Annotated in this window: 23 protein-coding genes; 11 read left to right on the top strand and 12 right to left on the bottom strand. The window is 49.8% G+C overall.

Features of this window, described 5'->3' with window-relative positions; genetic code table 11:
- Window positions 1–28: 28 nt before the first annotated feature.
- The 3 genes from gshA (at window position 29) to Q9291_RS00555 (ending at window position 3,705) form a co-directional block, all read left to right on the top strand.
- The gene (gene gshA, locus Q9291_RS00565; RefSeq protein ID WP_306388033.1) at window positions 29–1,339 is read left to right on the top strand and encodes a glutamate--cysteine ligase; all 1,311 of its coding nucleotides are present in this window, start codon (window positions 29–31) and stop codon (window positions 1,337–1,339) included.
- 18 nt (window positions 1,340–1,357) lie between these two features.
- Entirely contained in the window at window positions 1,358–2,308 is a 951-nt protein-coding gene (gene gshB / locus Q9291_RS00560) for a glutathione synthase (protein WP_306388256.1), read from the top strand.
- A 116-nt stretch (window positions 2,309–2,424) separates the two neighbouring features.
- A complete protein-coding gene (locus Q9291_RS00555) occupies window positions 2,425–3,705 on the top strand; it encodes a D-amino acid dehydrogenase (RefSeq protein ID WP_306388032.1) in 1,281 nt (426 codons plus the stop codon).
- Between the two features lie 81 nt (window positions 3,706–3,786).
- On the opposite strand, the gene Q9291_RS00550 is transcribed toward Q9291_RS00555, so the two are convergent.
- Window positions 3,787–4,983 (bottom strand): M48 family metalloprotease, encoded by a 1,197-nt coding sequence (locus Q9291_RS00550; RefSeq protein ID WP_306388031.1) that lies wholly within the window; start codon window positions 4,981–4,983, stop codon window positions 3,787–3,789.
- Window positions 4,984–5,421: 438 nt separating this feature from the next.
- Here Q9291_RS00550 and Q9291_RS00545 point away from each other — a divergent pair, with 438 nt between their 5' ends.
- From Q9291_RS00545 to Q9291_RS00535, 3 genes are read left to right on the top strand one after another with little or no spacing between them, the layout of a single operon-like run.
- Window positions 5,422–7,407 (top strand): TonB-dependent receptor plug domain-containing protein, encoded by a 1,986-nt coding sequence (locus tag Q9291_RS00545; protein ID WP_306388030.1) that lies wholly within the window; start codon window positions 5,422–5,424, stop codon window positions 7,405–7,407.
- Between the two features lie 14 nt (window positions 7,408–7,421).
- Window positions 7,422–8,714, top strand: coding sequence for an ABC transporter substrate-binding protein (locus Q9291_RS00540; protein ID WP_306388029.1), 1,293 nt, complete (start codon window positions 7,422–7,424; stop codon window positions 8,712–8,714).
- Window positions 8,715–8,721: 7 nt separating this feature from the next.
- Window positions 8,722–10,053, top strand: coding sequence for a di-heme oxidoreductase family protein (locus Q9291_RS00535; RefSeq protein ID WP_306388028.1), 1,332 nt, complete (start codon window positions 8,722–8,724; stop codon window positions 10,051–10,053).
- Window positions 10,054–10,060: 7 nt separating this feature from the next.
- Here the strand turns inward: Q9291_RS00535 and Q9291_RS00530 are convergent, their stop codons facing one another.
- Window positions 10,061–10,984 carry a bestrophin family protein gene (locus tag Q9291_RS00530; RefSeq protein ID WP_306388027.1) on the bottom strand — a complete coding sequence of 308 codons (924 nt, stop codon included), beginning with the start codon at window positions 10,982–10,984 and terminating at the stop codon, window positions 10,061–10,063.
- Between the two features lie 87 nt (window positions 10,985–11,071).
- Between Q9291_RS00530 and msrB the strand changes: the two genes are divergently transcribed.
- The gene (msrB, locus tag Q9291_RS00525) at window positions 11,072–11,563 is read left to right on the top strand and encodes a peptide-methionine (R)-S-oxide reductase MsrB (protein ID WP_306388026.1); all 492 of its coding nucleotides are present in this window, start codon (window positions 11,072–11,074) and stop codon (window positions 11,561–11,563) included.
- 59 nt (window positions 11,564–11,622) lie between these two features.
- Here msrB and Q9291_RS00520 read toward each other — a convergent pair whose 3' ends face one another.
- Together Q9291_RS00520 and Q9291_RS00515 are read right to left on the bottom strand one after the other, a co-directional pair.
- Entirely contained in the window at window positions 11,623–12,615 is a 993-nt protein-coding gene (locus Q9291_RS00520; RefSeq protein WP_306388025.1) for a catalase family peroxidase, read from the bottom strand.
- Window positions 12,616–12,761: 146 nt separating this feature from the next.
- Window positions 12,762–13,214 carry a MarR family winged helix-turn-helix transcriptional regulator gene (locus Q9291_RS00515; protein WP_306388024.1) on the bottom strand — a complete coding sequence of 151 codons (453 nt, stop codon included), beginning with the start codon at window positions 13,212–13,214 and terminating at the stop codon, window positions 12,762–12,764.
- Window positions 13,215–13,541: 327 nt separating this feature from the next.
- Between Q9291_RS00515 and Q9291_RS00510 the strand changes: the two genes are divergently transcribed.
- Genes Q9291_RS00510 through Q9291_RS00500 form a run of 3 tightly spaced genes read left to right on the top strand, consistent with a single transcriptional unit; the run spans window position 13,542 to window position 15,469 of the window.
- Entirely contained in the window at window positions 13,542–14,576 is a 1,035-nt protein-coding gene (locus Q9291_RS00510; RefSeq protein ID WP_306388023.1) for an FAD:protein FMN transferase, read from the top strand.
- A complete protein-coding gene (locus Q9291_RS00505; RefSeq protein WP_306388022.1) occupies window positions 14,557–14,940 on the top strand; it encodes a NusG domain II-containing protein in 384 nt (127 codons plus the stop codon). The genes Q9291_RS00510 and Q9291_RS00505 overlap by 20 nt, the downstream gene beginning before the upstream one ends.
- Before the next feature lie 10 nt (window positions 14,941–14,950).
- Window positions 14,951–15,469, top strand: coding sequence for a Gx transporter family protein (locus Q9291_RS00500; RefSeq protein WP_306388021.1), 519 nt, complete (start codon window positions 14,951–14,953; stop codon window positions 15,467–15,469).
- A 17-nt stretch (window positions 15,470–15,486) separates the two neighbouring features.
- Here the strand turns inward: Q9291_RS00500 and Q9291_RS00495 are convergent, their stop codons facing one another.
- From Q9291_RS00495 to Q9291_RS00485, 3 genes are read right to left on the bottom strand one after another with little or no spacing between them, the layout of a single operon-like run.
- Window positions 15,487–17,955 carry a bifunctional diguanylate cyclase/phosphodiesterase gene (locus tag Q9291_RS00495; protein ID WP_306388020.1) on the bottom strand — a complete coding sequence of 823 codons (2,469 nt, stop codon included), beginning with the start codon at window positions 17,953–17,955 and terminating at the stop codon, window positions 15,487–15,489.
- The gene (locus Q9291_RS00490) at window positions 17,952–18,539 is read right to left on the bottom strand and encodes a methylamine utilization protein (protein ID WP_306388019.1); all 588 of its coding nucleotides are present in this window, start codon (window positions 18,537–18,539) and stop codon (window positions 17,952–17,954) included. Before Q9291_RS00490 ends, Q9291_RS00495 begins: the two co-directional genes overlap by 4 nt.
- Before the next feature lie 10 nt (window positions 18,540–18,549).
- Complete coding sequence (locus tag Q9291_RS00485; protein ID WP_306388255.1) at window positions 18,550–18,960, bottom strand: group I truncated hemoglobin; 411 nt, start codon at window positions 18,958–18,960, stop codon at window positions 18,550–18,552.
- Window positions 18,961–19,130: 170 nt separating this feature from the next.
- On the opposite strand from Q9291_RS00485, the gene Q9291_RS00480 reads away from it, so the two are divergent.
- Complete coding sequence (locus Q9291_RS00480; RefSeq protein ID WP_370530719.1) at window positions 19,131–20,000, top strand: DUF3034 family protein; 870 nt, start codon at window positions 19,131–19,133, stop codon at window positions 19,998–20,000.
- Window positions 20,001–20,008: 8 nt separating this feature from the next.
- On the opposite strand, the gene Q9291_RS00475 is transcribed toward Q9291_RS00480, so the two are convergent.
- The 5 genes from Q9291_RS00475 to Q9291_RS00455 all read right to left on the bottom strand — a co-directional run bounded on the left by Q9291_RS00475 (window position 20,009) and on the right by Q9291_RS00455 (window position 25,784).
- Window positions 20,009–20,737 carry a hypothetical protein gene (locus Q9291_RS00475; protein WP_306388017.1) on the bottom strand — a complete coding sequence of 243 codons (729 nt, stop codon included), beginning with the start codon at window positions 20,735–20,737 and terminating at the stop codon, window positions 20,009–20,011.
- A 130-nt stretch (window positions 20,738–20,867) separates the two neighbouring features.
- The gene (gene pqqA / locus Q9291_RS00470) at window positions 20,868–20,939 is read right to left on the bottom strand and encodes a pyrroloquinoline quinone precursor peptide PqqA (RefSeq protein ID WP_081624291.1); all 72 of its coding nucleotides are present in this window, start codon (window positions 20,937–20,939) and stop codon (window positions 20,868–20,870) included.
- Between the two features lie 141 nt (window positions 20,940–21,080).
- Window positions 21,081–23,321: a lipopolysaccharide kinase InaA family protein gene (locus Q9291_RS00465; protein ID WP_306388016.1), complete on the bottom strand. Its 2,241-nt coding sequence runs from the start codon at window positions 23,319–23,321 to the stop codon at window positions 21,081–21,083.
- Window positions 23,322–23,330: 9 nt separating this feature from the next.
- Complete coding sequence (locus tag Q9291_RS00460; protein WP_306388015.1) at window positions 23,331–25,319, bottom strand: LTA synthase family protein; 1,989 nt, start codon at window positions 25,317–25,319, stop codon at window positions 23,331–23,333.
- A gap of 87 nt (window positions 25,320–25,406) precedes the next feature.
- Window positions 25,407–25,784 carry a hypothetical protein gene (locus tag Q9291_RS00455; RefSeq protein ID WP_306388014.1) on the bottom strand — a complete coding sequence of 126 codons (378 nt, stop codon included), beginning with the start codon at window positions 25,782–25,784 and terminating at the stop codon, window positions 25,407–25,409.
- Window positions 25,785–26,160 lie beyond the last annotated feature (376 nt).

Here is a 26,160-nt window from a genome sequence, read left to right as displayed (position 1 = left end):
CTAGATAAAACACACACAGGAGCAATTGATGGTTCCCCATTTAACCACCGCATTGAGCGGCCCGCTGGTCTTACTCGAAAAACGCATATTGCAAGCCATGCCGGACATCGAGCACTGGTTCCGTACGCAATGGCAAGAAGTCTCCGCGCCATTTTATGCCAGTGTCGATTTGCGTAATGCCGGCTTTAAACTGGCACCCGTCGATACCAATCTGTTTCCGGGTGGTTTTAATAACCTCAACCCCGAGTTTATCAGTCTGGCTGTACAAGCAGCCCAGGTGGCCGTGGAAAAAATCTGTCCTGAGGCACGCCGCCTGTTGCTCATTCCCGAAAACCATACCCGTAACACTTACTACCTGCGCAATGTGCTGGAACTCTGCAATATCCTCAAAGCGGCAGGCATGGAAGTCCGTGTCGGTAGCCTGTCACCCGAAGTAACGGAGATCACCAGACTGGAAACCCATGATGGCCTGCCCTTGATTCTGGAACCGTTGGTGCGTGAAAAAAATCGCCTTAAACTCAACGCGGTATCATTTGAAGGCATAGACTACGCGGCCTTTGATAGCTGTGCCATCCTGCTAAATAATGATTTGTCCGGCGGCATCCCCGACACTCTGCAAGGCCTTGAACAATACTTGATTCCTCCGCTACACGCTGGCTGGGCAACGCGCCGCAAATCTCAGCATTTTTCTGCTTACAATACTGTGGTAGACCGTTTTTCGACCTTGCTGGACATAGACCCATGGTTGCTTAACCCCTACTTTGAGACTGCCAGTGGCATTGACTTTCATGCGCGCGTCGGAGAAGACCTCTTGGCCGAAAAGGTGGAAAGCATCCTCAAAAAAACCCAGGCCAAATATGACGAATATGGCATTACGCAACAGCCATTCGCCATCGTCAAGGCCGATGCCGGTACTTATGGCATGGGCATTATGAGTGTCAAATCCGCCGACGAAGTGCGCGATTTAAACCGCAAGGCCCGCAACAAAATGTCAGTGATTAAAGAAGGCATGGCCGTCAGCGAAGTGATCATCCAGGAAGGCGTGTATACCTTTGAAACCATCAACGAGGCGGTGGCTGAGCCAGTGGTATACATGATGGATCACTTTGTCATCGGCGGCTTTTACCGCGTGCACACGGGCCGGGGCATTGATGAAAATCTGAACGCGCCTGGCATGCACTTTGAACCACTGGCTTTTGAAAAGCCTTGCACCCTGCCCGACTGCGCGGGCGCACCTGATGCCCCACCCAACCGTTTCTATGCTTATGGCGTAGTGGCGCGTTTGGCCCTGTTAGCGGCAGGTTTAGAATTGCAGGAAAACGACCCATTGAACGCATAACCCAATCCGAGGCGCATGATGAAACTGCTGTTTATTCTTGATCCGCTGGCATCACTCAAAAGCTACAAAGATACCAGTCTTGCCATCATGCGTGCCGCTCAGGCACGTGGCCACACACTTTATGTGTGTGAACAGCACGACTGGCACCTGCAACGCGACACTGTCAAGGTTGATGCCCAGACCTTTGTCTTTACTGAAGACAGCCATTGGAAAACTGGCGACAAAACCACGCAAGCCCCGCACAGCTTTGACGCGGTGCTCATGCGCAAAGACCCGCCTTTTGATAACGAATACCTCTATAGCACCTATTTGCTGGAGCTGGCGCAACAACAAGGTGCGCGCATCATCAACGACCCTGCGTCTATTCGAGGCTGGAACGAAAAATTATCGGTGACCCGTTTTGCGCAATTCACGCCGCCTTTTATCGTCACCAGCAAACAGGAAAAAATACTGGCCTTTTTGGCCGAGCATGACGACATCATCGTCAAGCCACTGGATGGCATGGGCGGCAGCGGTATTTTCAGGTTGCGTAAAAATGACCCTAACACCTACGCCATCCTCGAAACACTGACCCGCTTTGAACAGCAAACCATCATGGTGCAGCGTTACATTTCCGAGATTAACAAAGGGGATAAACGCATCCTGATCATCAACGGTGAGCCGCTACCCTATGCCCTCGCCCGCATCCCGAAAACCGGCGAGACGCGCGGTAACCTTGCGGCTGGCGGCAAAGGTGTCGCCCAACCGTTAAGCGCACGCGACCTTGAAATCGCTACAACGGTAGGCCCAACACTCAAACAACACGGCCTGTTTCTAGTCGGGCTGGATGTGATTGGCGACTATTTAACCGAAGTGAATGTCACCAGCCCGACCGGCATGGTGGAAATTGCAGCGCAATCAGCTGGCTGGGATCTGCCATGCGACCCGGCCATGGTGATGGTGCAAGCGTTGGAAAAACAGTCATCCTAAGCAGAAACTATCCGTATCCTGCGCAATCAACATTGATCAACTGATCCGTGTACATTCAGTACCAAGATATTGAATAACATAAATAACCTCGTTTCGGCAGTCGTAGGAGTGTCATCATGCGTGTGTTGGTGCTAGGTTCTGGTGTGATTGGGGTCACAAGTGCCTATTACCTGGCATTAAAAGGCTTTGATGTCACCGTCATAGACCGCCAGCCAGCCGTTGGCCTCGAAACCAGCTTTGCCAATGCAGGCCAGATCTCGCCGGGGTATGCAGCGCCATGGGCAAGCCCGGATGTGCCACTCAAAGCGCTCAAGTGGCTGTTTCAACGCCATGCGCCTCTCAGTATCCGTCCCGATTTTAGCTTGTGGCAATGTCAGTGGATTGCACAATTTTTAGGCAACTGCTCCACTGCCCGCTACGGCCTTAATAAATCACGCATGGTTCGGCTGGCAGAATACAGTCGCGACTGCTTGCGGGCCTTGCGCATCCAAACCGGCATCCAGTATGAGGCCCGCAGCCGCGGCACGCTGCAAGTGTTCCGCACCGCTAAACAGCTCGCCGCTGAAGCCAAGGATATTGCTGTTCTCAGCCGGATGGGTGTGCCATTTGAACATCTGGACCCTGAGGGCTGCACGCGTATTGAGCCCGCCCTTACGCACGTTAAGGCGCAGTTGCTTGGTGGCTTGTACCTGCCGGGTGATGAAACCGGAGATTGCCAGCTATTCACCACACAATTGGCAGCCATGGCACAGAAATTAGGCGTGCAATTCAGGCATGGCGTCAGCATCCAGCGACTTATCATGCAGCACCACAAGATACTGGGTGTAGAGATAGCGACTGCACAGGGCATGGAGACACTGCAAGAAGACCAGTACGTGATTGCGCAGGGCAGCTACTCACGCCAGCTGGCTCTTGCATTGGGCCTCAAGCTGCCTGTGTATCCGGTGAAGGGATATTCGCTGACCATCCCCATCCTCCAGCCTGATGCAGCTCCATTGTCTACGGTCATGGACGAAACCTACAAGGTCGCCATCACGCGCTTTGACCAGCGCATTCGCGTTGGCGGCATGGCTGAACTGGCAGGCTTTGATTTAACGCTTAATCCGCGCCGCCGCGAGACGCTGGAAATGGTATTCAATGGTTTGTTCCCACATGTAGGTGATGTCTCGCAAGCGTTATTCTGGACTGGCTTGCGCCCAATGACGCCGGATGGCACGCCCATCATTGGCCAGGCAGATGCCCGCTACCCCAACGTGTGGCTGAATACTGGCCATGGCACCCTGGGCTGGACCATGGCGTGCGGCTCGGGCCAAGTATTAGCTGACCTGATGGCGCATAAAACACCAGAAATAGAAGCACAAGATTTACAGTTCTCTCGTTATCTGAGAAAAATCTAATCTATTAAATCTAAAAGGGTGCATCTGTGTGCACCCTTTTTCAATCTGCCCCTATTCAATATTCATGCAAGACACTGATGACTACTCTAATACTCCGTGACACGCAGGTGGAAGTTGAGTTGGTTTTATTCCTTCACCATTTGTGCAGCCCCAAATCACATTGCCGCGGTCATCCAGTGAAGGTTTGAAGATGAGTTGGCCTTGCTTGGTGCGAACAGTCAGCTCCATATTATTTGGATTCATAGATAGCTGGCTGCCATCCGATTGCTGTGATTTTATGCCGAGCATATCTAATGATTCAGGCGTTTTTTGGTTTGCTTGATAATACTCAGTTAATGCTCTTCGTGCATTCTTAGACTCAATGACCACGGTACTTAATTTAGCTTTGACTGTGTAATCTTGGTAAGCTGGAATAGCAATTGCAGCCAATACACCAATCATATAGACCATAATAAGCAATCCAAAACCACCGCCTAAACGACCTGCAAATGGTATGAATAAGGCTATCAGGTAGGCAAAACCATTACGTTTAGGAACCTCTGTTTCGCTCTTCATGATACGAACCGCACGCTTGGTCAGCCACGGATAGCCTGCAATTAACTCATGAAATGACATCCAAAAGCCAGATGTGTGTTTAGCTTGTCCAAGGTAAGCCCCTAAATCTAATTGATTCCATCGATCTGGCCCGGTAGATAATGCCACAAGCGCACGGGTAGCACTTTCAGGCGATTCACTGCATGCTAAACCATGTCGATCACAAGTGCTTTCACGCGCACGGGAATACGCGGCACCAACTAAAGGTAGCCATAGTGCTGGCCAACGTAAAAGATGCCCAACACCCAAATGCTTCATACGCAAATGACCAAGTTCGTGCCCAATATAAAATTTCACGCCATCAGTATGCTTTTCCATGGCATCAACGATGTCGGACAACAAAACAACATACTGTGTCCCCAAAAACTTTGTAGCAAACGCATTAAGCCCACCATTACCATTGAGTATGAATGCCTCTGGTCGACTCTCCATTTGCAATCGGTCACAACAAGCCACAAACTGTGCATATAAATCAGGAAGTTGCGCCTCTGTTAGCTCAACACCATTCCCTTTGATGTAAGCAATTAATGCTGATTGAGCAAACAAATAAAGTAAAAAACTGAGGCCCAATATCAGTAATGCAACACCAAAAGTGCCGACAATTAAACCTATCCAGACCAAAAGACCCAGAACTAGAGTAATCTTGCCCAGCGTACGTTCGCGTGGATAAACAAGTTCGTTCATTTTTTCTATTTCCTTTTATATATGAATCACTTTTAAATTTAGAGGGTGCTTGAACTCTTGCCCATACTATCGAGTTAGCTAATTTGAATCTTGATTTGACTGACATAAATTTTATTTTTGTTGGTGCCTCCTATATCGTTTTGTAGTATTCAAATCGCACAGCAACCTACTGTTTCACACGTTTATAGCTTATCAATTAAGTTTTATTAGTGTTGCCGTCAATTTAACGCAGTGATCAACTTTTTGCCATCTGCATCCCTAATTAGCCATTTCACATTTAGCAATTATCGATATTCCCTATTGAATATAACGATGCTAAAATCCATGACGATTTAAGGGTAAGAAAATCAGTATTCATCCTACCTATCGATGTTCCCTATCGGGAACATCGATAGGTATTTCTTATAAAAATATTACAGGTAAGCGAGGACAATCATCGTGGTAACTTCACAACAAAAAATAGCAGGGATCATCGCATGCCTGCTGGGAGGCTCCAGTGTTCAGGCGCTGGCAGAAGATAGCAACATTTTCACCTTGGGCGAAATTGTCGTAACTGCACCTAAAGATCAAAATGCAGGCGTGATTAGTGACACCTTGCTCATCAATGACATGCGCAAATTTAACCGCGAAACCATCGGTTCCGCATTAAACCTGCTCCCCGGTATCACGCTTTCAAACAACAGCCGTAACGAGCAAATGATTTCTGTGCGTGGCTACGATATCCGCCAAGTACCGTTGTTTATTGATGGGATTCCCGTGTATGTGCCTTATGACGGCTATGTAGATATGGGCCGATTCACCACCTCGGACCTGGCGGCGATTCAGGTGTCCAAAGGCTACAGTTCCGTCTCCTTCGGCCCCAACACACTTGGCGGCGCAATTAACCTGGTTTCACGCAAGCCGACCAAAGCGCTGGAAGGCGATGCACGTATTGGTTATGGCCAACAAAACACGCATGAAGCCAATTTTAATATTGGAACAAACCAGGGCAACTGGTATGCACAAGCAGGCGTCAGTTATCGTGATAGTGATGGTTTCCGCTTATCAGATGATTTCAAACCGACAACAACAGAAAAAGGCGGCCAACGCGACAACTCACAATACCAAGATAGCAAAGTTTCGCTGAAATTTGGTCTTACTCCCAATGAGACTGATGAATATGCCCTTTCTTACTACAAGCAGGACGGTGAAAAAGGTAACCCACCGATTACCGATACGAGCGGCGGCGGCCAGGTTCGCTTTTGGAAATGGCCGCAGTGGGATAAAGAAAGTTTGTACTTTATATCCAAAACTGCCGTGAGTGGTCATGAAACGCTTAAGCTAAGATTGTTTAATGATCAGTTTGACAACACTTTAAAAGGTTACACAAACAATACCTACAGCACATTATTGGTGACAAACCCAATTGTCACTGGTGTGAGTATTTATCATGACAAGACAAATGGCGGCATGGTGGAGTTAGAGTCTACTCGCATCCCAAATAACACGCTGCGTCTGTTTACCGAATATAAGGTTGACAAACATGAGAGCCTCGATCGTTTAGGCGTTACCGGTGAGAAATTTGAGGACACATTACGCTCCCTGGCCGTCGAAGACGCAATATTAATTGGCTCTAAAACAACGGCAACGTTCGGATTTGCACATCATGAAATCGAACCAGACAAAATTTATAAGACAGGTTTTAATTTCACCGCAAAAAAATTAAAAGCGAATGATCCACAAGCTGCTATTTCTTACCAATGGAGCGATACGACCGCATTTTATGCCAGTGCAGCTCAAAAAACTCGATTACCAACGCTAAAAGATCGCTACTCATTACGCCTAGGGAGCTACATCGAGAGCCCCAATTTGACTAAAGAGAAAGCTCATAATTACGAAATTGGCTATAAAGGTAATCCTTGGTCAGGCACCACTGCACAAGTAGCAATATTTCAGAATGACATTGATGACAAAATTCAAAGTGTGAACCTGAACGGAGCGGCTTCCTGCTCTACAACAAATAAATGCCAAAACCAGAATGTCGGCGAAGTACGTATCCGCGGGGTTGAGCTCAGTCTAAATACAGCGTTGGGCGATCAATGGCAATTAGGTGGCAACATCACTAATATGGATATCAAGAACCTGAAAGACGATACTAAAATTACCGGTGTGCCAGAAACCAAGATCACCACCAACCTGACCTGGACACCTGTAAATGCAGTGCGCATTATTGGCTTTGCCGAATACAACAGCAGCCGCTGGGTGAGCAACACGGCCAAAGTTGATGGGTTTACCATCATGAACCTCAAAGCCGCCTGGCAGCCTGTGACCAACCTGACAGCAGAAGTTGGCGTGAACAACCTCACAGATAAAAACTACTATTTGGACTTTGGCTTCCCTAACCCAGGTCGTATGTGGTTTACCAACCTGAGCTACCTGTTCTAATCGGACCCATCACCATGACACAAAGCTACGACCTAGTAAGCAGGTTCAAAAAACTACTTCTGGCAAGTGGCTTGCTGCTGGGCAGCCTAGTTGCTACTGCCAGCGAAAAACTGGTGGTGATGACCAGCTACCCGCAGGAGATGATTTCACAGTTTGAGGCCGCTTTTGAGCAACAGTTTCCACACTACCGGCTTGAAGTATTGTGGAAGCAATCGAATGACGCTTTAAGCTATCTTCACCAGCATCCGGGTGAGGTTGATGTTTACTGGACGCCGTCACGACAGAACTTTGGCTTACTGGCCAAACAAGGCTTATTGCAAACACTGGACCCGGCATGGATACATGCACCAACCAGCTTGCATGGCACGTTGCTCAATGACCCGCAGGGCTTGTATGCAGCGACTGAAATCGCAGGCTTGGGCATGGTGATTGCACCGTCTGCGTTTGAGAAAGCGAAACTGCGTAAGCCACAAGACTGGCAAGACCTTGCCAACCCGGCACTGCAGGGCCAAATTGCGTTCCCGCTGCCAAGCAAGGTTGGCTTTGCGACGGGCCTGATTGATGCCATGTTGCGCGGCCAAGCGTGGGCAGACGGCTGGGCCATGCTGACCAAGGTTACGCTGAATGCGCGTTTTATTGAGAGCGGCTCAACCTTTATCACCGACGAAGTCGCCAGCGGCCGCGCCATGGTCGGCCTGACCATGGATTTTTTTGCAGCGTCGGCCATTGCCAAAGGGGCGCAGTTGCAATATCGCTACCCGCCCATCGTCGCCTACTCTCCAGCCCATGTCGCCATTTTGCAACAGGCACCGCACCAGGCGGCCGCTGAGGCATTTGCGCAATTCACGCTCTCGTCTGCCGGACAGCAGTTATTGTTCACGCCAGATATTCGCAAATTGCCGGTCGACCCTGCGGTATATGCGCAGCGGCCAGCAGGCTACTTTGACCCCTACGCCGCCGCCATGCCCAAAGATGACGTTGTACGTGATGTGATTGCGCAGAATATACTCAACACCTATTTTGAAGCCAGCCTGGTGAAACACCAGGCGCTACTGCAATCCCTGTTTGTGAATATCACTTTTGCACGCCATTTAAAGCGCGATGCAGGAAAAATCAGCGAAATTGAACAACAATTACTGCAGCCATGGCTGACGGAACAAGCCTTATTCTCGGCAGAACATGTAGCTGCATTTCAAGCCACTCAAGCCAGCGAACGCGAAGCCTTAGCCAAGCAGTGGTCTGAGCTTGCCAAAGCACGCTACCAGGCAGCAGCGAATGCACTGCAAGCCTTACTGGTGGGCCCATAAGCAGACCATGCTGGTAATGGTACTGCGCTTGCTGCTATGTTGCCTGCTCAGCCAGGGGCTGCACGCGCAAGAAGCCAACATCACGCACGCGCAGCGGACTGCGGATGCCTACACCCACCCTGTACCCAGCCTAGAGGCCAGTGCATTAAACACGTTTCAGGCCGGGCGCACGCTGTTTAGCCAGGTATGGACGACCCCAGGGAGTGAAGACAGCCAATTTAGCGGACTGGGGCCGCTTTATAACCGTTTTTCGTGTGTGGCCTGCCATCCTGGCAATGGCCGCGGCTTTGCACCCGACGGTCCTCACCAGTCGATGAAAACCATGCTGGTGCGGCTCAGCGTGACCGACGCACAAAACAATCACGTGCCGCATCCAATCTATGGCGATCAGCTCAATGAGTTTGGTGTTCCCGGTGTGGCTGGTGAAGGCATTGCCGATATTGACTATATCCCGGTCTTGGTCACGTTTGCAGATGGCGAGACTGTCACCCTGCGTCGACCTAACATCCGGTTCAGCGCACTGGCTTATGGGCCACTTGCGCCCGTGCAAACATCTGCGCGCATTGCACCTGCGGTGTTTGGCCTGGGTTTGCTCGATAGTATCAGCGATGAAGAGATTTTGCAGCAGGCCCAACGCAGCAAACCGGCAGGCATTAGTGGCCGACCCAACCGGGTGTGGGACATTGCACAGCAGAAAACCGTGCTTGGCAAATTTGGCTGGAAAGCCAATGTGCCCAATTTACGGCAACAGATTGCCAGCGCTTTTCATGGCGATTTAGGCATTACATCCAGCCTGTTTCCACAAGAAAACTGCAGCGCACAACAAGCCGCCTGCCTCGCACAAACCAATGCAACACCGGAACTGACAATGCAGCAATTAGACCAGATCCAGTTTTACCTGAGCGCCTTGGACGTGCCACCACCGTTGCCTCACAGTGCAGAAACCCAGCGTGGTGCAAGCCTGTTTAAACAGGCGCAATGCATTGAATGCCATACGGATCAATTAAAGGCGCACCAGCAGCCCAGCCTGGCGCTACGCAAGCAGCGCCAGTTGAGCCCTTATACTGACCTGTTGCTGCATGATATGGGTGAAGGACTGGCAGATCATCGGCCAGATTTTGCAGCCAATGGCAGTGAATGGCGCACGCCGCCGCTGTGGGGCATAGGCCTGGCAAAGACCGTGCATGCCAATGCTGGTTTTTTGCATGATGGCCGCGCCAGAAACCTAACTGAGGCTATTTTATGGCATGGCGGCGAAGCAAATACTGCCCGAGAGCGCTTTCGCCACTTGAGCAAAGAGGAGCGCGCCCTGCTACTTAAGTTTCTAGAGTCCCTCTAAGCAATGCTTACATCAATACAAACTCTTTTGGGAGCGGCAGCGCTAGCAACACTTCATCGCCAAGCGCTTCTCTGAGTTCTATTTCAATGATATCGGTCAGAGCATTTATCGGTAATGCATTGGCAATCGGCGCAAACGGCTCCTCCAGCTCATTGCCTAACGCATCCAGTCCAAACAGCGTGTAGGCCGCCAGTGCCGTGACAAATGGCGTCGCCCATCCCAGTGTGTTGGCGAAACAGAATGGCATTAAAAAGCAGAAAGTATAGGCGGTACGGTGTAGCAGCAATGTATAGCCAAACGGGATCGGTGTATTTTGAATACGCTCACAGGCCGCTTGTGCCTGTGCCAGTTTCTGGATCAATTCTTCCAGCAGGTTAAACTGGATGGGTTGAATCTGTCCTGCGCGCAATGCGTCAATCAGGATACGCTCCATAGTGCGCAAAATGACTTCTGGCGGGTTTGTGCTATGGATAAATGTGTGCACCAAGGATTCTGGCAAGAGCGATTTTATTTTGGGCAGTTGGTTGCCTGGGCGCAGTTGCAGCAACAAAGCATGTGCATAGGCAATATTGAGTTCCAGCAGTTGTCTGCGGTCGGGACTGACTCCCTCAGCGTGCTTGTCCAGAATCTGACTCAGTCGCCCGAGATTTCTGGCTGTCAACATAAACTCACCCCAAATTTTTCTGGCCTCCCACCAGCGTTCATAGCAGGCGTTATTTCTAAAGGCGAGAAATATGGACAGCGTAATACCCAACAAGGCAAAGGGGCCGCCATCAAAGCGTGGTAACCAGTCGGGTCTGAAGGTATAAATAGATACGATGCCGGCTGACAACACAGCCAGAAACACAAGCAAAGGCATGATTCTGAGTACAATCGAACCTTTGACAATAAAAAACAACTCTATTAAACGGGGTCTGGGTCTGACGATCAATCCGTTGCTCCCTGCAAACTTTTTGCTGGTGATATACTCAAAAAGCAGTGTATCAGTCGATGACAAGGACTGATGCGATAAACAAGCATGGAAAATCCGGCATTAACTCCTGACTGGCTAACAATGATGGTGAATTGGAAAGATATTCTGAAGTGGGCGCAATTTGGCAATCCGGCGCCTGCGCGCAAAGTACAAAAATCTCCACGCGCCTGGCGTGAAGTGCTGGATGAGGATGTGTTTGCCATTACGCGTTTACGTGGAACAGAGCGGCCGTTTTCTTCAGAAATCTGTCAGGCTTTTACTCCTGGCTTGTACGCTTGCGTGTGCTGCCAGCAAGTGCTGTTTGATTCTGGCCAGAAATTTGATTCCCCCTCAGGATGGCCCTCATTTGACCAACCGGTGACGGCGAATGCCATTGCTTATTTTTGGGATGAAAGCCATGGCATGCAGAGAGTGGAGGTGACATGCAATGTGTGTGATGCGCATCTCGGACATGTCTTTCCCGACGGCAAAACGGAACATGGTTTGCGCTACTGCATTAATGGTAAAGCGATTGTATTTAATGCAGGGAACGCCTGACGCTCCCTGCATTGGGTAAACAGCCTTTCGGACACACTTGTCGAAAGGCTGCCTTGGTTTTAGTTGGCGAGTCTTCTGCCGTAACTCACTGCATACGCCGCAGGTCTGGCCAGCAGGATGGGATCCTGACTCGGCGCAATGCCCTCAGGCAGTAGCAGCGGATTAAACATCAACGGTTTTTCTGCCGCCTTGCTATCAACCACCGCACGGTTCAGAGTCAAAGTACCCAGTTCTACCGTTTTGCGCGTGTCCGGCCATAGTACGGTTGCATCATTCACCACATCACCGTTGTCGGCGATTTGCAATACCAGTTTGTATTGCACACCCTGGCCTTTAACACGCGTCACAATGTCTTCCATCAAATAGTCTGGTGCAGCCTTGTCCGCAGCTTCTTTGCTCAGATATTGCGCACCAGCCCCCGGAATGATCTGGTAACGGCCATAGACGCTTTGTCCTGCCGCATTGGTGAATTTAAATGCATTCACCCCGAAAAATGGCTGGGTAGCAAAGCTGACCGGTGCCGGTTTTGGCGTGGTGACAAATTTCAATGCTGCCGGATGGCTGCCCACAAACTGCTCGACCGGACTCGGTTTGGCTGTGCTGTTGGCAGAATCGCGCACGGCATTCAGCAAGCCAAGAAAGTCTTCTGGCGTCGCAGCGGGAAATCCGTTCACCGAAATGCTGACAATGTCGGTAGCTTCATCATTAGGCAATTTAAAGCGAATCGCAATGCCTTTCGGAAACGCATTACCGTTTGCATCCGGTATGTTAGGGACACCGGTGGCATCGGAATAACGCACCAGCACAGGTGTTGAACCCGATTTAAAGTGCGGTGCACTTGAAATACCCGCCGCCTGCGCAGTCGGTGTAAATGTCCCTTCGACCATCACGCCTTTGGCATGATTGGCCCGATAACCCTTATGTGGCCCACCGGACAATGTGGTCAAGGTATCTACCAACTGCTCGGTGACAGGTTTGTCCTCCGCCCATGCGGAACGCGTGGCCAATAAAGCGGCCGTCACTGCCAAACGGATCATTGTTGAACGTTGCATTGCTTCATCCTTTCTCAAAAAAATTTAAAATGACTCACTACTGACATAAAAACACCCTGATACTGACTGCATTTTTGATCGCTCAAAATTAAATCGTGCACTATATAAAAAATACACTTTCAATAGCGCTTAGCGTGGCCCTTACTCTAGTCCAGATTCATGACCAAATGATTACGCAGGCCATTGAGCCTATCGCGCAAACCCTGTACTTCCTCGATCGAACATCCCATGGCGCACAGCATGGTTTCCATCACTTGGCCAGCTTGCGCGCGTAACTGTTTGCCAGCGGTTGTCAGGCATATAATGACCTGACGCTCATCCCGGCTGGAACGTTCGCGACTGAGTAATCCAGAGACTTCCAACCGCTTTAATAAGGGCGTCAAAGTGGCAGAGTCCAGAAACAGTTTTTCACCAATTTCGGAAACAGATAACTGATCGCCTTCCCATAACACCAGCATCACCAGGTATTGCGGGTAAGTTAAATCCAGCTGCTTGAGTAATGGCCGGTACACCTTGCTAATCGCCAGTGAAAGCGAATACACGGCAAAACATAACTGGTCATTCAGCACGGGTATGACACGATTGTCTTTAATATCCATGCTTTTTATTTTAAATAGTGCACTATATAATTGCAAGCGATTTTATTTGAAAGCCAGGAATATTTACATATGTGTGAAGCGCCTGGTGATCACATCAATCATGTAATTCACAATAAAACTGCCTTTAGCATGCATTCTGCGTTGGTTCATGACGGGTCTCCTTGTTGAACTCTGGGCATGCATTATGAAACGCTTCACCATAAAAATAAAATTGATTGTTTAAATTTTAATCATTAATAAAACTAATCAATCACGATTCACTTTAAATCCCTTGTACGGCGCAGCACATGCAATAGCAGGACGAACGATGTATGAGATAATTTGCTGATGTATCGATGGTTATGTTTATTAGGATTAATCAGTCTGTGCGGCGGCTGCCAGCCTGACAGCACGCACAGCGAGGCTTATGTGTTTGGCACGCTGGTGGATGTACAGATTGACGACCTGTCAGAGGCAAAGGCGCAACAGGCCAGTCAGGCGGTATTCGCACGTTACCAACAGTTGCATCAGCAACTGCACGCCTGGCAAGCAGGTGAACTCCAGCAACTCAATACCGCCATTACCCAAGGCAACAGTAGTATTCCTGTTTCGCATACGCTGGCAGACCTGTTACAACACGCACAACAATTATCGGTGCAATCCGGTGGGCTGTTCAATCCGGCCATCGGCCAGTTGATTGCATTGTGGGGTTTTCACCGTGAGCAATTCAGCCCTGTGCAATTCGCGCCGCAACAATTACAGCGGCTACAGGCACAACGGCCAGCGATGACCGATTTAACCATTACAAAGGATGTCGTGGCCTCTCGCAATCGCTCAGTAAAGATGGATTTGGGCGGCTACGCCAAAGGCTATGCGCTGGATGAAGGCATGGCGATACTAAAAGCGCATGGGGTTAAAAACGCCCTCATCAATATCGGCGGCAATGTGATGGCGCTGGGTCAACATCATGGACGCGCATGGCGAGTGGGCATCCAGCATCCACGCCAGCCGGGGGCGATGGCAGCCCTTGATTTACCGAGTGGCTGGGCCATTGGCACCTCGGGTGATTATCAGCGCTATTATATGAAAGACGGCATGCGCTATTGTCATATTATTGACCCGCGCACCGGTATGCCAGTGCAGACCACACAAGCTGTGACCGTGCTGATTGCACCACAGGGGCATGCTGGTGTGCTGTCGGACGTGGCTTCAAAACCCATGTTTATTGCGCCTGAACAAGCCAGCGCATTAGCTTCAACCATGGGCGTATTTGGCTGGTTAATGGTTGACCAAACAGGCAAGATTTCACTCAACCCACCCATGCAGCAACGACTGACCTGGCTGCATCCGGAGACCGCGAGACATGCGCACCTGGTTGAGTAAGCTGCGCCCATTGTTATGGGGGGACTGGCTAGTGCTACTGCTCAGCCTGGGCATCACCGGCTGGCTATGGTCGGACTGGGGAAACTACGCGCACGCCACAAAATGCCAGATTCGCCAGGGCACACACATTATCGGTACGTATGACCTCATGCAAGACAGACATATCACGGTGAAAGGTACGATGGGGCAAAGTGTGATCCACATCCATCAGGGCAAAGTCCGCTTTGAACATGCGCCCTGTCATAACCAGTATTGTGTACAACAAGGCTGGCTGCGCCGTGCGGGGCAGGTGGTGTTGTGCCTGCCCAATCAGGTAAGCATTGTATTACTCGGAGAATCAGGCTTTGATAGCCTGAGTTATTGAAGAGACGGCCATGCAATCCATCTCACTGACTATCACTGACAGAGACAGGCAAATTGCAGGCTTGACGACACTGGCCATCAGCCTGCATTTGCTGGAAGCCACGTTTCCCAGCCTGTTGCCTGGCGTCAAACCGGGGATTGCGAATATTGTGGTGCTGTTTGTATTGTATCGCTATGGATTTGCAACGGCAGCCAGTGTGAGTCTACTCAGGGTGCTGGCTGGCAGCTTATTGTTTGGACAACTCCTCACACCCACCTTTTTCCTGAGCATGACCGGCGCCCTCACCAGTTTGGTAGCACTTTGGCTGGCAAGTAGACTGCCTGCCAGCTACTTTAGTGCAGTCAGCCTCAGCATACTGGCAGCCATGGCACATATCACAGGGCAACTTTTGATGGTCAGGCTATGGTTGATTCCCGTCCCGCAAACTTTCCTGTTACTGCCACCGCTGTTGATGGCAAGCATTGTATTTGGTCTGGCAAACGGGCTGATTGTGGCTTACTTGCTAAACGGGCGTGACGCCCGTGGCTAATCGCCATGTATTCAAAATCAGCTGTTTAATTTTAATGTACTTTTTTCGTCCAACACAGGGTCAAGCGGGTTGGTGGCAAACCGCATGTCATCGCCAATATCGACGTTGATATCCACCTGATCCTGCCCTTCCCAGCGCTCCAGCCAGACTGAAAAGTCTTTTTCCGGCATGGGTTTGCCGATAAAATAGCCCTGCCCTTCGTCACATCCAAGTTTGGCCAACTGCGCCAGTACGCCCTCGTTTTCGATGCCTTCCGCGACCACTTTCAAACCAAGATTATGCGCCAGATCAATGGTCGATTTAACGATGCTGGCATCACTTACATTTTTATCCATAAACATGACAAATGAGCGGTCAATTTTTAACTCTTGTACCGGCAATTGACGCAGATAGGCCAGCGAGGAATAGCCTGTACCAAAGTCATCAATCGACAAATGCAAGCCCATGCCAGCCAGTTTGCGCACTACGGTTTCTGCACGCTCGGGATCCTGCATCAAACTGCCCTCTGTAATCTCCAGTTTCAGAGACCTGGTATCCAGTCCATGCTGGGCGAGTAACACGGCAAGCTGTTCAGGCAATTCAATGTTATTTAAGTCTCGTGTGGATAAGTTCACAGCCAGACTCATATGCAGGCCTTGGCGCTTATATTCTGCCAGTACCTCACAGGCGCGATTCAGCATCCAGTTAGTAATATCACTGATGACACCGGTTTGTTCGGCAAATGGAATAAACTGATCCGGGAATATCATGCCTTTTTCCGGATGTACCCAGCGGATCAGGGCCTCACCACCCAACACTTTACGCGTCGCCACATCAATTTTAGGCTGGATGTATAGCAGCAACTGATTCTGAGAAATGGCTTCTTTCAGATCAGAGATCAAGGTCAAGGTCTCAGACTGGTCAATTTCCAATGCCGCGTTGTAGACAATCCACTCCGTCTTTTTAGATTTTGATTCCTGCTGGGCTGTTTCGGCATGGTTGAGCAAAGACTCCTCATCCATCCCATGCTCGGGATAAACGGCGACCCCTATGCCGGTGCGCACATCGATGGCTTGCCCTTGCACATGTACCGGTTGATCCAATATAGCATTGATTTTGGCAGCATAAGCGGTTGCTCTGGTTTGATCAGCATGATGTAACAACACTGCAAATTCATCCGCATCCAGTCGCGCGACTATGTCATGGGCGGCGTAAATATTTTCCTTGAGCACCTGGCCCACATGTCTGAGCAAGTCATCTCCAAAATCACGGCCCAAGGTGTTATTGATGGGCTTGAAGCGGTTGATATTGATCACAATCACGCTGCATTTATCTTTACTTTCAGCATGCGTCAGAATGGCAGATCCGATGCCTTGCATAAATGCGAGGCGATTAGATAAACCGGTCAATTCATCATTAAACGCCAAACGCTGAATTCTGCGTGTACGCTGCTGTATGGCCTCACGCATGTCGTTAAACAATTTACCCAAATGACCAAGCTCATCACTGCGGTTGATCTGGATTTCCTGATCGTAGTTACCCTGGGTCATCTCGCTGACATTATCTGCAAGTTCGGTAATCGGCTGCACCAACTTTCTGGCGATATACCAGATGACGACAGCCAATAATCCGATGCCAACCATGGTCAAGAAAAGCATGGTCAAGAAAAGCGTATTCAAATCTTGAACAAACCTGGTCACCGAGCCTTGCAAAACAACCATTAAGCTTTCACCGTTTGCGCCTTCATACAGCGACCGCATTTTCAGGTGATACTCTTTGTCATCCATTTCAATGCTATGAATACTCAGTTGCTCACGGTAAATGCCGGAAATGGCATGAATCAGCGTATTGCCAGACTCCGGAGACAAGGTGCCACTGACCAGTTGCCAGCTCTTTTGCGGCATTTTCTGAATAAAGGTGACATCCAGATTGGTGAGTTGCTTGATCTGGTTGGCCAGATTGTTATCAATCTTGAATCCAAGCACAATCCAGCCGATGACCACGGGTGCCTTGACTGGCACAGAAATCAACTGGAAGGGTTTGCCATCAATGATGTCAAATTTAAGTTTGCCCGAGTTGAACTGCTGGCTGGCCTGCTTTAAATCCACTTTCCGATAGGCTTCCTGACTATTTGCAGTGCTCACCACCATTGCACCGTCTTCGCTGACGTAATAAGCGACCTCGGCATGAATTCTGGATTGATAATTGCTGAGCGCTGACTCTATGGTTTCGATATCTGCGCTGGCAACCGCTTCACGAAAAGCATAATCTGCTGCCAGCACTTGCGCGGCCTGTTTATAGCTTTGGGTATTGTGTTGTATCAGACTGACAAAAATCCGCTCGCCGATTTCAATTTGATTTTCTGCAATCTTGTTGGCGTGATGTGTCAGACTGAACTTCATGGGCACCAGTCCGGCCAGTTGCAACACCACGACCACCGACAGAAAAACCACGGCAATACGTGTGCGGATATGTTTAAACTGAATCAACCCATGCAGCTTTTTCATGGGAGATTGACCTTGATTGCGGTTGCACCATTAATGTGCTGTTTCTGCTCTACTGACGGCTTCAGCCTGCCCGCTGGCCACACTTGATACGTGTACTGCCCATCGGCAACAGTGAGCACGGCCTGCCCCTGACTATCGGTCTTGGCAAAAAATGGCGTATCAAGCACGTAAATATACCCTATCATTGAATCATGAATATTGCAGCCCAAACTGACGACGCCGGCCTGATCAAACTGCACCGGGTTTGCTGCCACACCCCTATAAAGCTTTAACTCAAATTTTTTTGCGGGGGAAAATGAGTACACATGATGGCGGACTGTGTCCTCATTGGGAAAATGTATCAATGTCCCGGTTTGAACCACGGTGACGCCTGGATTGAACTGCTTGTTTTTTTGAACAATTTTAGTATTTGCGGTGGTTGTAAGCGCTGCTGACTTACCATCAAACAAGGCAACCACCGCATCAGGAAATGGCTTGCCAGTAGCATCCGTCACAGTAAACGTCACTTCAGCCGCATACAACGGGATTGCAAAGATACCTGTTACAATCCACCAGCCGACATAGACAAAAATCAATTTCAGCACAGCAATCCTATTATTGTGTCACCACGTCATGTTTCATGGGCGCTAAAATTTTTAGCAACTCGTTTTTTTCACGCGTTCCCACGCCGTTTATGTTCATGCGCTCGCGCAGCACTTCCACCATAATCTCATATTCTGCCATAGTGATCTTGGCATCGGCATGAGAATTTTTCATGGTTTCACCCTCGTAAATGCAGTCGCCACCCGTTTTCACACACAAAAAGTCTGTCAGACTCTGTTTGAGAGTACCCATTTTAACCCCTTCAAATGAGCGACTGGTTCTGGGGTCTTTACTCACTATGTCAAGCGTTTGATTTGACAATCTGGTGAGCATCGCCTTGCCACCAATTCTTTGATACAAACTGGCTTCTGGCCTGGGTTGCGCTGGCTGGCACGCAACACATATACTCAGGATGAGAATCATCACTAAATACCGCATCATTTTTTCCTTTTTTTAGCACACCTAACATATTAATGTCGACCTAAATATTTCATTCATCAGAAAAGCTCCGATTTTTCGCCTTTATCTTATCAATAATATTGAGTAGCGATGATTAATAATGCGTTAACTAAATTAGTCAGCAAGAGGGAATGATGCGCTTGATACATTTCAAAAAATCAGCGATTTGGCTTTGTTTCGCGCTCACAACATCGACATCCGCATTAGCGGGCGACCGCTTACTGGGCACGGGTGGTGTGACACAAGTTGAAGGTGCTGGCGGGGGTGGCCTGATGCCGTGGGCCCTGATTACAGGCTATGGCACCAATCAGCAAATTGGCGGTTCTGCTTTTTATACCCATGCAGAAACCAAAGGCGACTTTAAATTGCGCACCACGGGCATTGCACTGGGCTTTTACAATCGCGTGGAGGTCAGCGCCAGCCAGGCGAGGTTTGGTCTCAGTGATACTGTGCCTGGTGAAGAAATTCACTTAAACACACTGGGCGTGAAAGTGCGCGTGCTGGGAGACGCCATTTATGACCAAGATAACTGGTTACCGCAAGTTTCAGTAGGTGCGCAATATAAATACAATGAAGATTATAGCTTTGTACCCAAATTGCTGGGGGCCCAAAGCCGCAGCGGGATTGACCTCTATGTCGCAGCCAGCAAGCTGTATTTAGGTGCTTTAAACGGCTATAACCTGTTATTAAATGCCAATCTGCATGCCAGCAAAGCCAATCAGTTTGGATTATTGGGATTTGGCGGAGACAAACATGACCAATATCGTATTTATCCCGCGGTGTCAGCCGCGGTCATGCTGAGTGACAACTGGCTACTGGGCTCAGAGTTACGTTACAAACCGGACAATTTGTCAGTGTATAAAGAAAACAGCGCACATGATGTATTCATGACGTGGTTTCCACATAAAAACGTTTCTGTCACCGGCGCTTATATTGACTTGGGCACCATTGCCAATAAAGACAATCAGACTGGCTGGTATTTGTCAGGCCAGATTAACTACTGAGTGCACGTTTAGCGCACAGCCAGACCGCAGCGTTCTTGCAGCCGTTTGTCGAGCTGCTTGAAGTCACCGCCATTACCGCTCGCAAAGGCGTAGGGATTGCTCGAAATATACTGGTTGTACCGTACCTGCCTCGCAGTAAACCGGGCTGAAATTTCTTGCGTGCGACAAGCACAGGCTTGCTGAATATCCTCTTTAGCCACGAACTGCATGGCACATTGTGCATTCAATATCTGGGTCTCAGGCTCCGTCCAGACCGGATGACGCGCGGCGGCATCTGCACGTGCCTGGGTCAGCAAGGCATACATCAGCTCTACACTTGCTCTGAGCTTGCCTAACGGGGCAGTCTGCAACCCCTCTTTAGGCTGTGGCTGCATGCGTTTTTCATCCAGCAAAAACAATGCGTCCAGTGACGTCTGTGCCGGGATCTCGTACCCCTGTGCAGCCAACATGATCTGCTTGGCAGGCTGTGCCTGTAAAATCGCCTGCGCCTCTTCAATATCAGCTGCAGGCAACGTCAGCTGCCAATGCAACTGACAGGCATCTGCTGACGCAATCTGCATATTGCCCTGTATTTGGCGATCAGCCACCGCATCTGCGAACGCCGGCGGAATGCGTTGCGACATATAGCCCATTTCACTTTCGGCCAGCCTCTGCAACGCGGAAGCCTCAATGCAGGCATGCAACGGTGCACTCAATATCCACATCGCAACCGCGAACAACAACTTATTTTTACGCATGGTACAAAACCTCAGCACGAGAGTATTTCGTTAAAAGTCGCTGGTTGGAACATAGCGTTCACAGAAAGTTTTAAAAGCGCCACAAATGAAAACGGGCGCTAAAAGCGCCCGTCAGGTACTGAAGAACAAATTATTTGTTCATAACGTACATAGTTACTTCAAAACCGAAACGCATTTCGGTAGCAGCTGGTTTAGTCCACATAGTCATTTCTCCTTTTTCCTTAAATTCGTTTTAGCAGTTGCTATCAACGTGTGACCATATTAAAACTGCCCGTACTTGTTGTCGTGATTAAACTGCGCAACTTGTATTCATGATTTTCATGAGACTGGCCTAAGTAGAGGTTTAACCACGTTGTTGTTTGATATACCGCAACAGTCGCTTCCAGCCTTTACGGCCTATCCTGCGTTTTAAATAGACTTTAAGATCATATCGGTAAAAAGGCAGCACCGTGCGTATACGCAGGCGGCTTGCAGACACGCCCAGATAATACGATAAAAACTGCTTGCGCCCCTCCCAGTGCAGTTTATGAATGGCCCTGGTCAAGTCGGCCATGCGCTCCGCTTGCGGTGTCGCCGTTGGATATGCATGCAGACGTGCGGTATCAATCAGGGCAAAGTTCAATTGTTTTTCCTGTTGGCTCACCAGTATATTGCCACCGGAAAAGTCACGGAAATAAATCCCCGAGGCATGCATGCGTTGGCAAAATCCGGCAAAGGCCTGATACAAGCGCTCTGCTGGAATACCTTGAAACGCTGTGGCACCCTGACTGAATGCAATAAAAGCCTGTGAGATCGCAAAGTCATGCGTCACATACTCGCAGATATAGAAATTCTGCTTGAGGCCGGGGTCGTCCACGCGCTCAAAATAGGCCAGCGGCATGGCTGTGCCGACGCCACGTCGCAGCAATTCCATGGCACCATTCCAGCTCCGTTTAGCTTTGCTGGGTTTAAACCGGTCAAGTATGGTCTTGTGCCAGTGCATTTTGACAGGTTGCTTGACGGTGACTCTTTTGCCCTCCGCACGCGGGTCAGGCAATGGCCAGATCGCATTTCTGGCATGGCGCAAGGCTTGATCTTTTTCAGGGGCCTTTAAGGTGTCAGGGTGCCAGGCACGCCAGAATTGTATGGCCTGTTCCCGGTTCTCTGCCAACAGCATGCCACGCCAGTCACCATCGTGTACCGGATAATATTTAAGCCCCTGAATATGGGCGTGAATCACGGTCTGCGACAAGGCTGGCTGTGTGGTATGCAATTCAACCACATCAGAAATATCCCAGACCAGATAAACCGGGATTTCGCTAATCAGGGACGGTTGCGCGATCACTTGTCCGTCGCGACTGATAAACTCTGCCTTGCGCAAACAGGAGTCAGCATAAATCTCGTCCAGAATAGCGCAACGCCCATTGACCGCCCATGCTACATGGATCTGCTTTTGATGCTTGCGCAATTGATGAATTTCCAAGCCGTTGCCGGTGGCCAGGGGGGCAATGTATTCGGCGCCGTTCAACCAGCGAGCTACAGTTCTCAGTGCCTTAAAACTTGGATTGCGCTGATACTCCTCCGGCTGCCCACTGGCTGAGCGATAGTAAGCAACTCTTTCCAATGCAGGATAGCGTGCGTCATCGAGACCATCATTAATCACGCCTTCACGGTGGCAAATCATGGCACCCCAGTTGGCCTGCTGCACCGCGCCCGAGGCTGCCAGCAAAGTGAAATAGCGTGTCACATAATCCGCCTGCTTTTGCGCGCCATCCGGTAAATGACGCTGAATACGATAAATCGCCCAGAAAGCGACTGGCGAGATCAAGGCTGGCACCCCGAAATCCGCGCCGATTTTCTGTAATAGCCGCGCTTTTTTGATCAGGTTGAATTTGAAACAACGTGTCCAGCGGAATTTAAAAATGCGGTGGTCGGCTTGCTCAGGCTCGATCACGCGCTCAACAAACAAATTGTTACTGTGCACATCCGGCAGCAAATGTTCAGCCTGCAATTTTTTGAAAGCACTGATGTTGTAGAACGGCTCAAAATCCTGAATATTGGGGCCAACAACCTTCACACCGTATTGCCTGGCCAAACCATGCGCGATTTGCCAAGCCCGCAAAAAACCCGGCCAGTGATATCCGGCCCACCGCTTGCGATTGATGGTATTGCCTATTTCAAGACTCGCGATTTGCGTCGCATGGTGCTGCAAAAATTGTTCGACAAATTGCTGCCATCTTGCCTGAGTCTCGGCATCCAGCATTTGCCTGGCCATGGCAAACGGTTGTACCAGATGCACATCCACCAGCAGCCCTGCATCTGACAAGGTTTGCAGCAAACGTAACTGATGGGGCAACATGTCATCATCGCCGATATCCAGCCTTACCCTACCTAATCCAAGCCCAATCAGTTGTGCCAGCACATAATCATCTGTCCCGGCTTGCGCGTTGGTGGCCACACAAATACCCACAAAGTGATCCGGAATCCGGTGCCCCTCACCAGGCAAATGACTTTTGTTGAGCTGAAAACCACCTTTAAGCAGGTATGCAAACCCGTCCAGCACCACCTGACGGGTCAACATGGAGGGTAATTTTTGACGCTTCACTCTGTTCTCTTATTCAGGCAAGCGGTAACGCTGCTCTTTGTATAGCAATGCAGGCAACAAGGCATTGGCTAGCGCACGCTCAGCGAGTTCCTTGCCCTGCGCTGGGACCGGTGTGGTCTGCAGTTGCTTGTTTAGCACATCATAATGCCCAAAAGCAGGGGCTTGCCCCTCGCGCAACACTACCACCTCATTGTCGGCAGCCGTAGCGCCGGTCTGTTGCATCCAACCATAGGTGTAGTTGTACTGCATCATGGCGCGTCCGCGGTAGTCAGCACTTACATTTAACAAATCTTGTCCAGTCATCGGGTGCTGTGCCTGTACCCCCATCAATGACAACATAGTGACCGGCAAATCCATCTGACTGGCAATGACTTCTACTGTTTTTGCTTGCACCGGGCCACCCAAAATCAGCGCCGGAATATGAAAATGCTCAATCGGCACCAGTGAATCGCCACGTACCCGAATATCATGATCAGCTACAATCAAAAACACCGTGTCTTTCCAGTACGGGCTGGCTTTGGCTTTTTTAATAAACTCCCCCATCGCATAGTCAGCATATTTCACCGCATTGTTATCGGTAGCCTTGGGTTGCTCATAGAGATCAATACGGCCATCCGGGAATTCAAAGGGCGCATGGTTGGAAGAGCTGAACGCCAGTGTAAAAAAGGGCTTGCCGCTCGCATGATGCGCCAACAGTTGCTCGTGGGTTTTATTCAGCAGGTCTTCATCCGAGGCGCCCCAGCTGGCCACAAACACCGGATTTTTAAAATCTGGCTGATCAGTAATCTGCTGAAAACCATTGCCCATGAAAAAGCTGCGCATATTATCAAAATGCGATTCGCCCCCATAAATAAACTCGGTTAAATAGCCCTGCTTGCTCAGCAAGGCAGCCAGCGTGAAAAAGTTTTTCTGGCTTAAACCCAGTTTGACGGTACTGTCGGCGGGCGTGGGCTGAAAGCCAGTCACTACGGCTTCAATCCCGCGTACAGAACGGGTCCCCGTGGCATACATCTGGGTAAACCAGATGCCTTCGGATTTGAGTTTTTCAAGATTGGGTGTCACCGGCTTGCCGCCCAGCGATTCCACAAAACCGGCCCCCAGGCTCTCTTGCAGCAGAATCACCAGGTTGTAGGGTTTATCAGTATGCGTGACCGGTTGTAGTGTGCGCAGTGTGGGAATATCTGACTCTTTGGCGCCGGTGAGTGCAAACACTTTTTCACGCGGCAACTTGCCGTATATTTCACTCGATTTGGCTTCGTGCTGCAAACTGTAGGCTGCGTAAATGACTGAATAGGTGGAATTTAAAATCAGGCTGTTGACCATACTGTCCTGCGTAATCGCAAACAGTGCCGGATTGGCCGGACGGTGCGTCAATGTCGAACGAATCGCAAATACCGTCAACACAAATACCAGCGGCCACACCAGCCAAAGCGCGAGGTTTGACCAGCGCGCCTCGGTGTTGCGCCATGGGTTTAATATCCTGACGACCACAGCAAAGGCAACGACGGTCATCGCCAGTCCAAAAAACAGCTCTTGCCTGAAGCCTTGCCACAACATGCCAAACACTTCATGCGGGTATTTCAGATATTCGACAAAAATCCGATTGGGGCGGATATCGTATTCCTGAATAAAGCCAGGGGTGGCCGCCTCCATAAACACCAGTAACACCAAGGCCAGCAAAACCCACACATACGTCAACCCACGCCAGAGCTTGAAGTGATTGCGCGTCGCTAATATCGGCGACAGCAAGACCGGGATTAAGGCCAGCAAACCGAGTTGAATGACATCCACCCGCACGCCCTGTAATAAAATCTGCGCCAGCTCTCCTGTGGCCTGAACACGCTGCCACTTCCATAACACCAAGCCGACGCGCGTGAGCGAGAGAAATACCAGCCCGACAATAAACATCACCACCAGCGGAGCAAAAGGACCAAACCAGCGACCAATCGCCCACAATTTAGAAGAAGAACGCGGCTTACCGAAATAACTTGCTTGCATGTTTGCTTAATTCAGATGTGTTTGAGCCCGTGATTATAACGGGTTATTGTGGATTGTTATTGCACTGCATCGTGCTGACAGCCTGCTTTAGTCTACGAGCAAGGTCTTCTTGCGCATGTCGAGATAGACCATGGATAACAGCGCGACCGGAATCACAAACCCCACCAGCAAAGGCACCAGATCTACCAGCATATCCACAGCGCCGGTTTGGCTGGTAAACAGACTCCAGCCCTTGGCTAACAATGGAATCACCGTAAATAAGAGTGTCGGCATCAAAAACCAGAGGGTACTGGTTGCACCGCGTTTGGCCAGTCGTGCGCAGACATAGGAAACCACGGCCACGATCACTGCGGCCCCTGCACCCCACACTGCGCCTGCAATCAGCGCAATCCAGGTGCCCACCTGATAAAGCATCAAACAAATAATCGCGGTAAGGATGAGTTTTCGGTGCAGTGCAATTTGCATACAGGAGACTCCTGATTCTATTTTGAATGAGTATGAGTGCACTAAATGTCTTTTGTTTGCATTAAAGAATTCAATCACAACAGCGAATGTTACTGATGCCTGGATCATCGCCACAGTTAAATTGACAATCCGCACATAAAATGTATATACTTTTTGTAAATACAAAGAGGGAGCTAATATGTCAACCGCCAGAGTTTTTCGATCAGGGAGAGGTGGCCCCGTTTAGTTGGACAGAATCTTTGAAGTTTTAAGTGAAATATCTTGCGATTCTGTTTAAGCTGCCTTGGGTGTTGCGGGCAGGTGTTTAAAGTAAAACTCATCCGGCGTCAGCCTGTCAAGCGAACTGTGCGGGCGGTCGCGGTTGTATTTTGCGATG

It is taken from the genome of Methylophilus aquaticus (genome assembly GCF_030769565.1).
Taxonomy (GTDB): Bacteria; Pseudomonadota; Gammaproteobacteria; order Burkholderiales; family Methylophilaceae; genus Methylophilus; species Methylophilus aquaticus.
The sequence above is the reverse complement of the archived record's forward strand: the minus strand, read 5'-3'. Positions and strand labels throughout refer to the sequence as shown.

Bases quoted from the DNA above. Each gene is read 5' to 3' on its own strand.
- gshA (WP_306388033.1), top strand. From the start codon at position 29: ATGGTTCCCCATTTAACCACCGCATTGAGCGGCCCGCTGGTCTTACTC.
- gshB (WP_306388256.1), top strand. From the start codon at position 1,358: ATGAAACTGCTGTTTATTCTTGATCCGCTGGCATCACTCAAAAGCTAC.
- Q9291_RS00555 (WP_306388032.1), top strand. From the start codon at position 2,425: ATGCGTGTGTTGGTGCTAGGTTCTGGTGTGATTGGGGTCACAAGTGCC.
- Q9291_RS00550 (WP_306388031.1), bottom strand. From the start codon at position 4,983: ATGAACGAACTTGTTTATCCACGCGAACGTACGCTGGGCAAGATTACT.
- Q9291_RS00540 (WP_306388029.1), top strand. From the start codon at position 7,422: ATGACACAAAGCTACGACCTAGTAAGCAGGTTCAAAAAACTACTTCTG.
- Q9291_RS00535 (WP_306388028.1), top strand. From the start codon at position 8,722: ATGCTGGTAATGGTACTGCGCTTGCTGCTATGTTGCCTGCTCAGCCAG.
- msrB (WP_306388026.1), top strand. From the start codon at position 11,072: ATGGAAAATCCGGCATTAACTCCTGACTGGCTAACAATGATGGTGAAT.
- Q9291_RS00520 (WP_306388025.1), bottom strand. From the start codon at position 12,615: ATGCAACGTTCAACAATGATCCGTTTGGCAGTGACGGCCGCTTTATTG.
- Q9291_RS00515 (WP_306388024.1), bottom strand. From the start codon at position 13,214: ATGGATATTAAAGACAATCGTGTCATACCCGTGCTGAATGACCAGTTA.
- Q9291_RS00510 (WP_306388023.1), top strand. From the start codon at position 13,542: ATGTATCGATGGTTATGTTTATTAGGATTAATCAGTCTGTGCGGCGGC.
- Q9291_RS00505 (WP_306388022.1), top strand. From the start codon at position 14,557: ATGCGCACCTGGTTGAGTAAGCTGCGCCCATTGTTATGGGGGGACTGG.
- Q9291_RS00500 (WP_306388021.1), top strand. From the start codon at position 14,951: ATGCAATCCATCTCACTGACTATCACTGACAGAGACAGGCAAATTGCA.
- Q9291_RS00495 (WP_306388020.1), bottom strand. From the start codon at position 17,955: ATGAAAAAGCTGCATGGGTTGATTCAGTTTAAACATATCCGCACACGT.
- Q9291_RS00485 (WP_306388255.1), bottom strand. From the start codon at position 18,960: ATGATTCTCATCCTGAGTATATGTGTTGCGTGCCAGCCAGCGCAACCC.
- Q9291_RS00480 (WP_370530719.1), top strand. From the start codon at position 19,131: ATGCGCTTGATACATTTCAAAAAATCAGCGATTTGGCTTTGTTTCGCG.
- Q9291_RS00475 (WP_306388017.1), bottom strand. From the start codon at position 20,737: ATGCGTAAAAATAAGTTGTTGTTCGCGGTTGCGATGTGGATATTGAGT.
- Q9291_RS00460 (WP_306388015.1), bottom strand. From the start codon at position 25,319: ATGCAAGCAAGTTATTTCGGTAAGCCGCGTTCTTCTTCTAAATTGTGG.
- Q9291_RS00455 (WP_306388014.1), bottom strand. From the start codon at position 25,784: ATGCAAATTGCACTGCACCGAAAACTCATCCTTACCGCGATTATTTGT.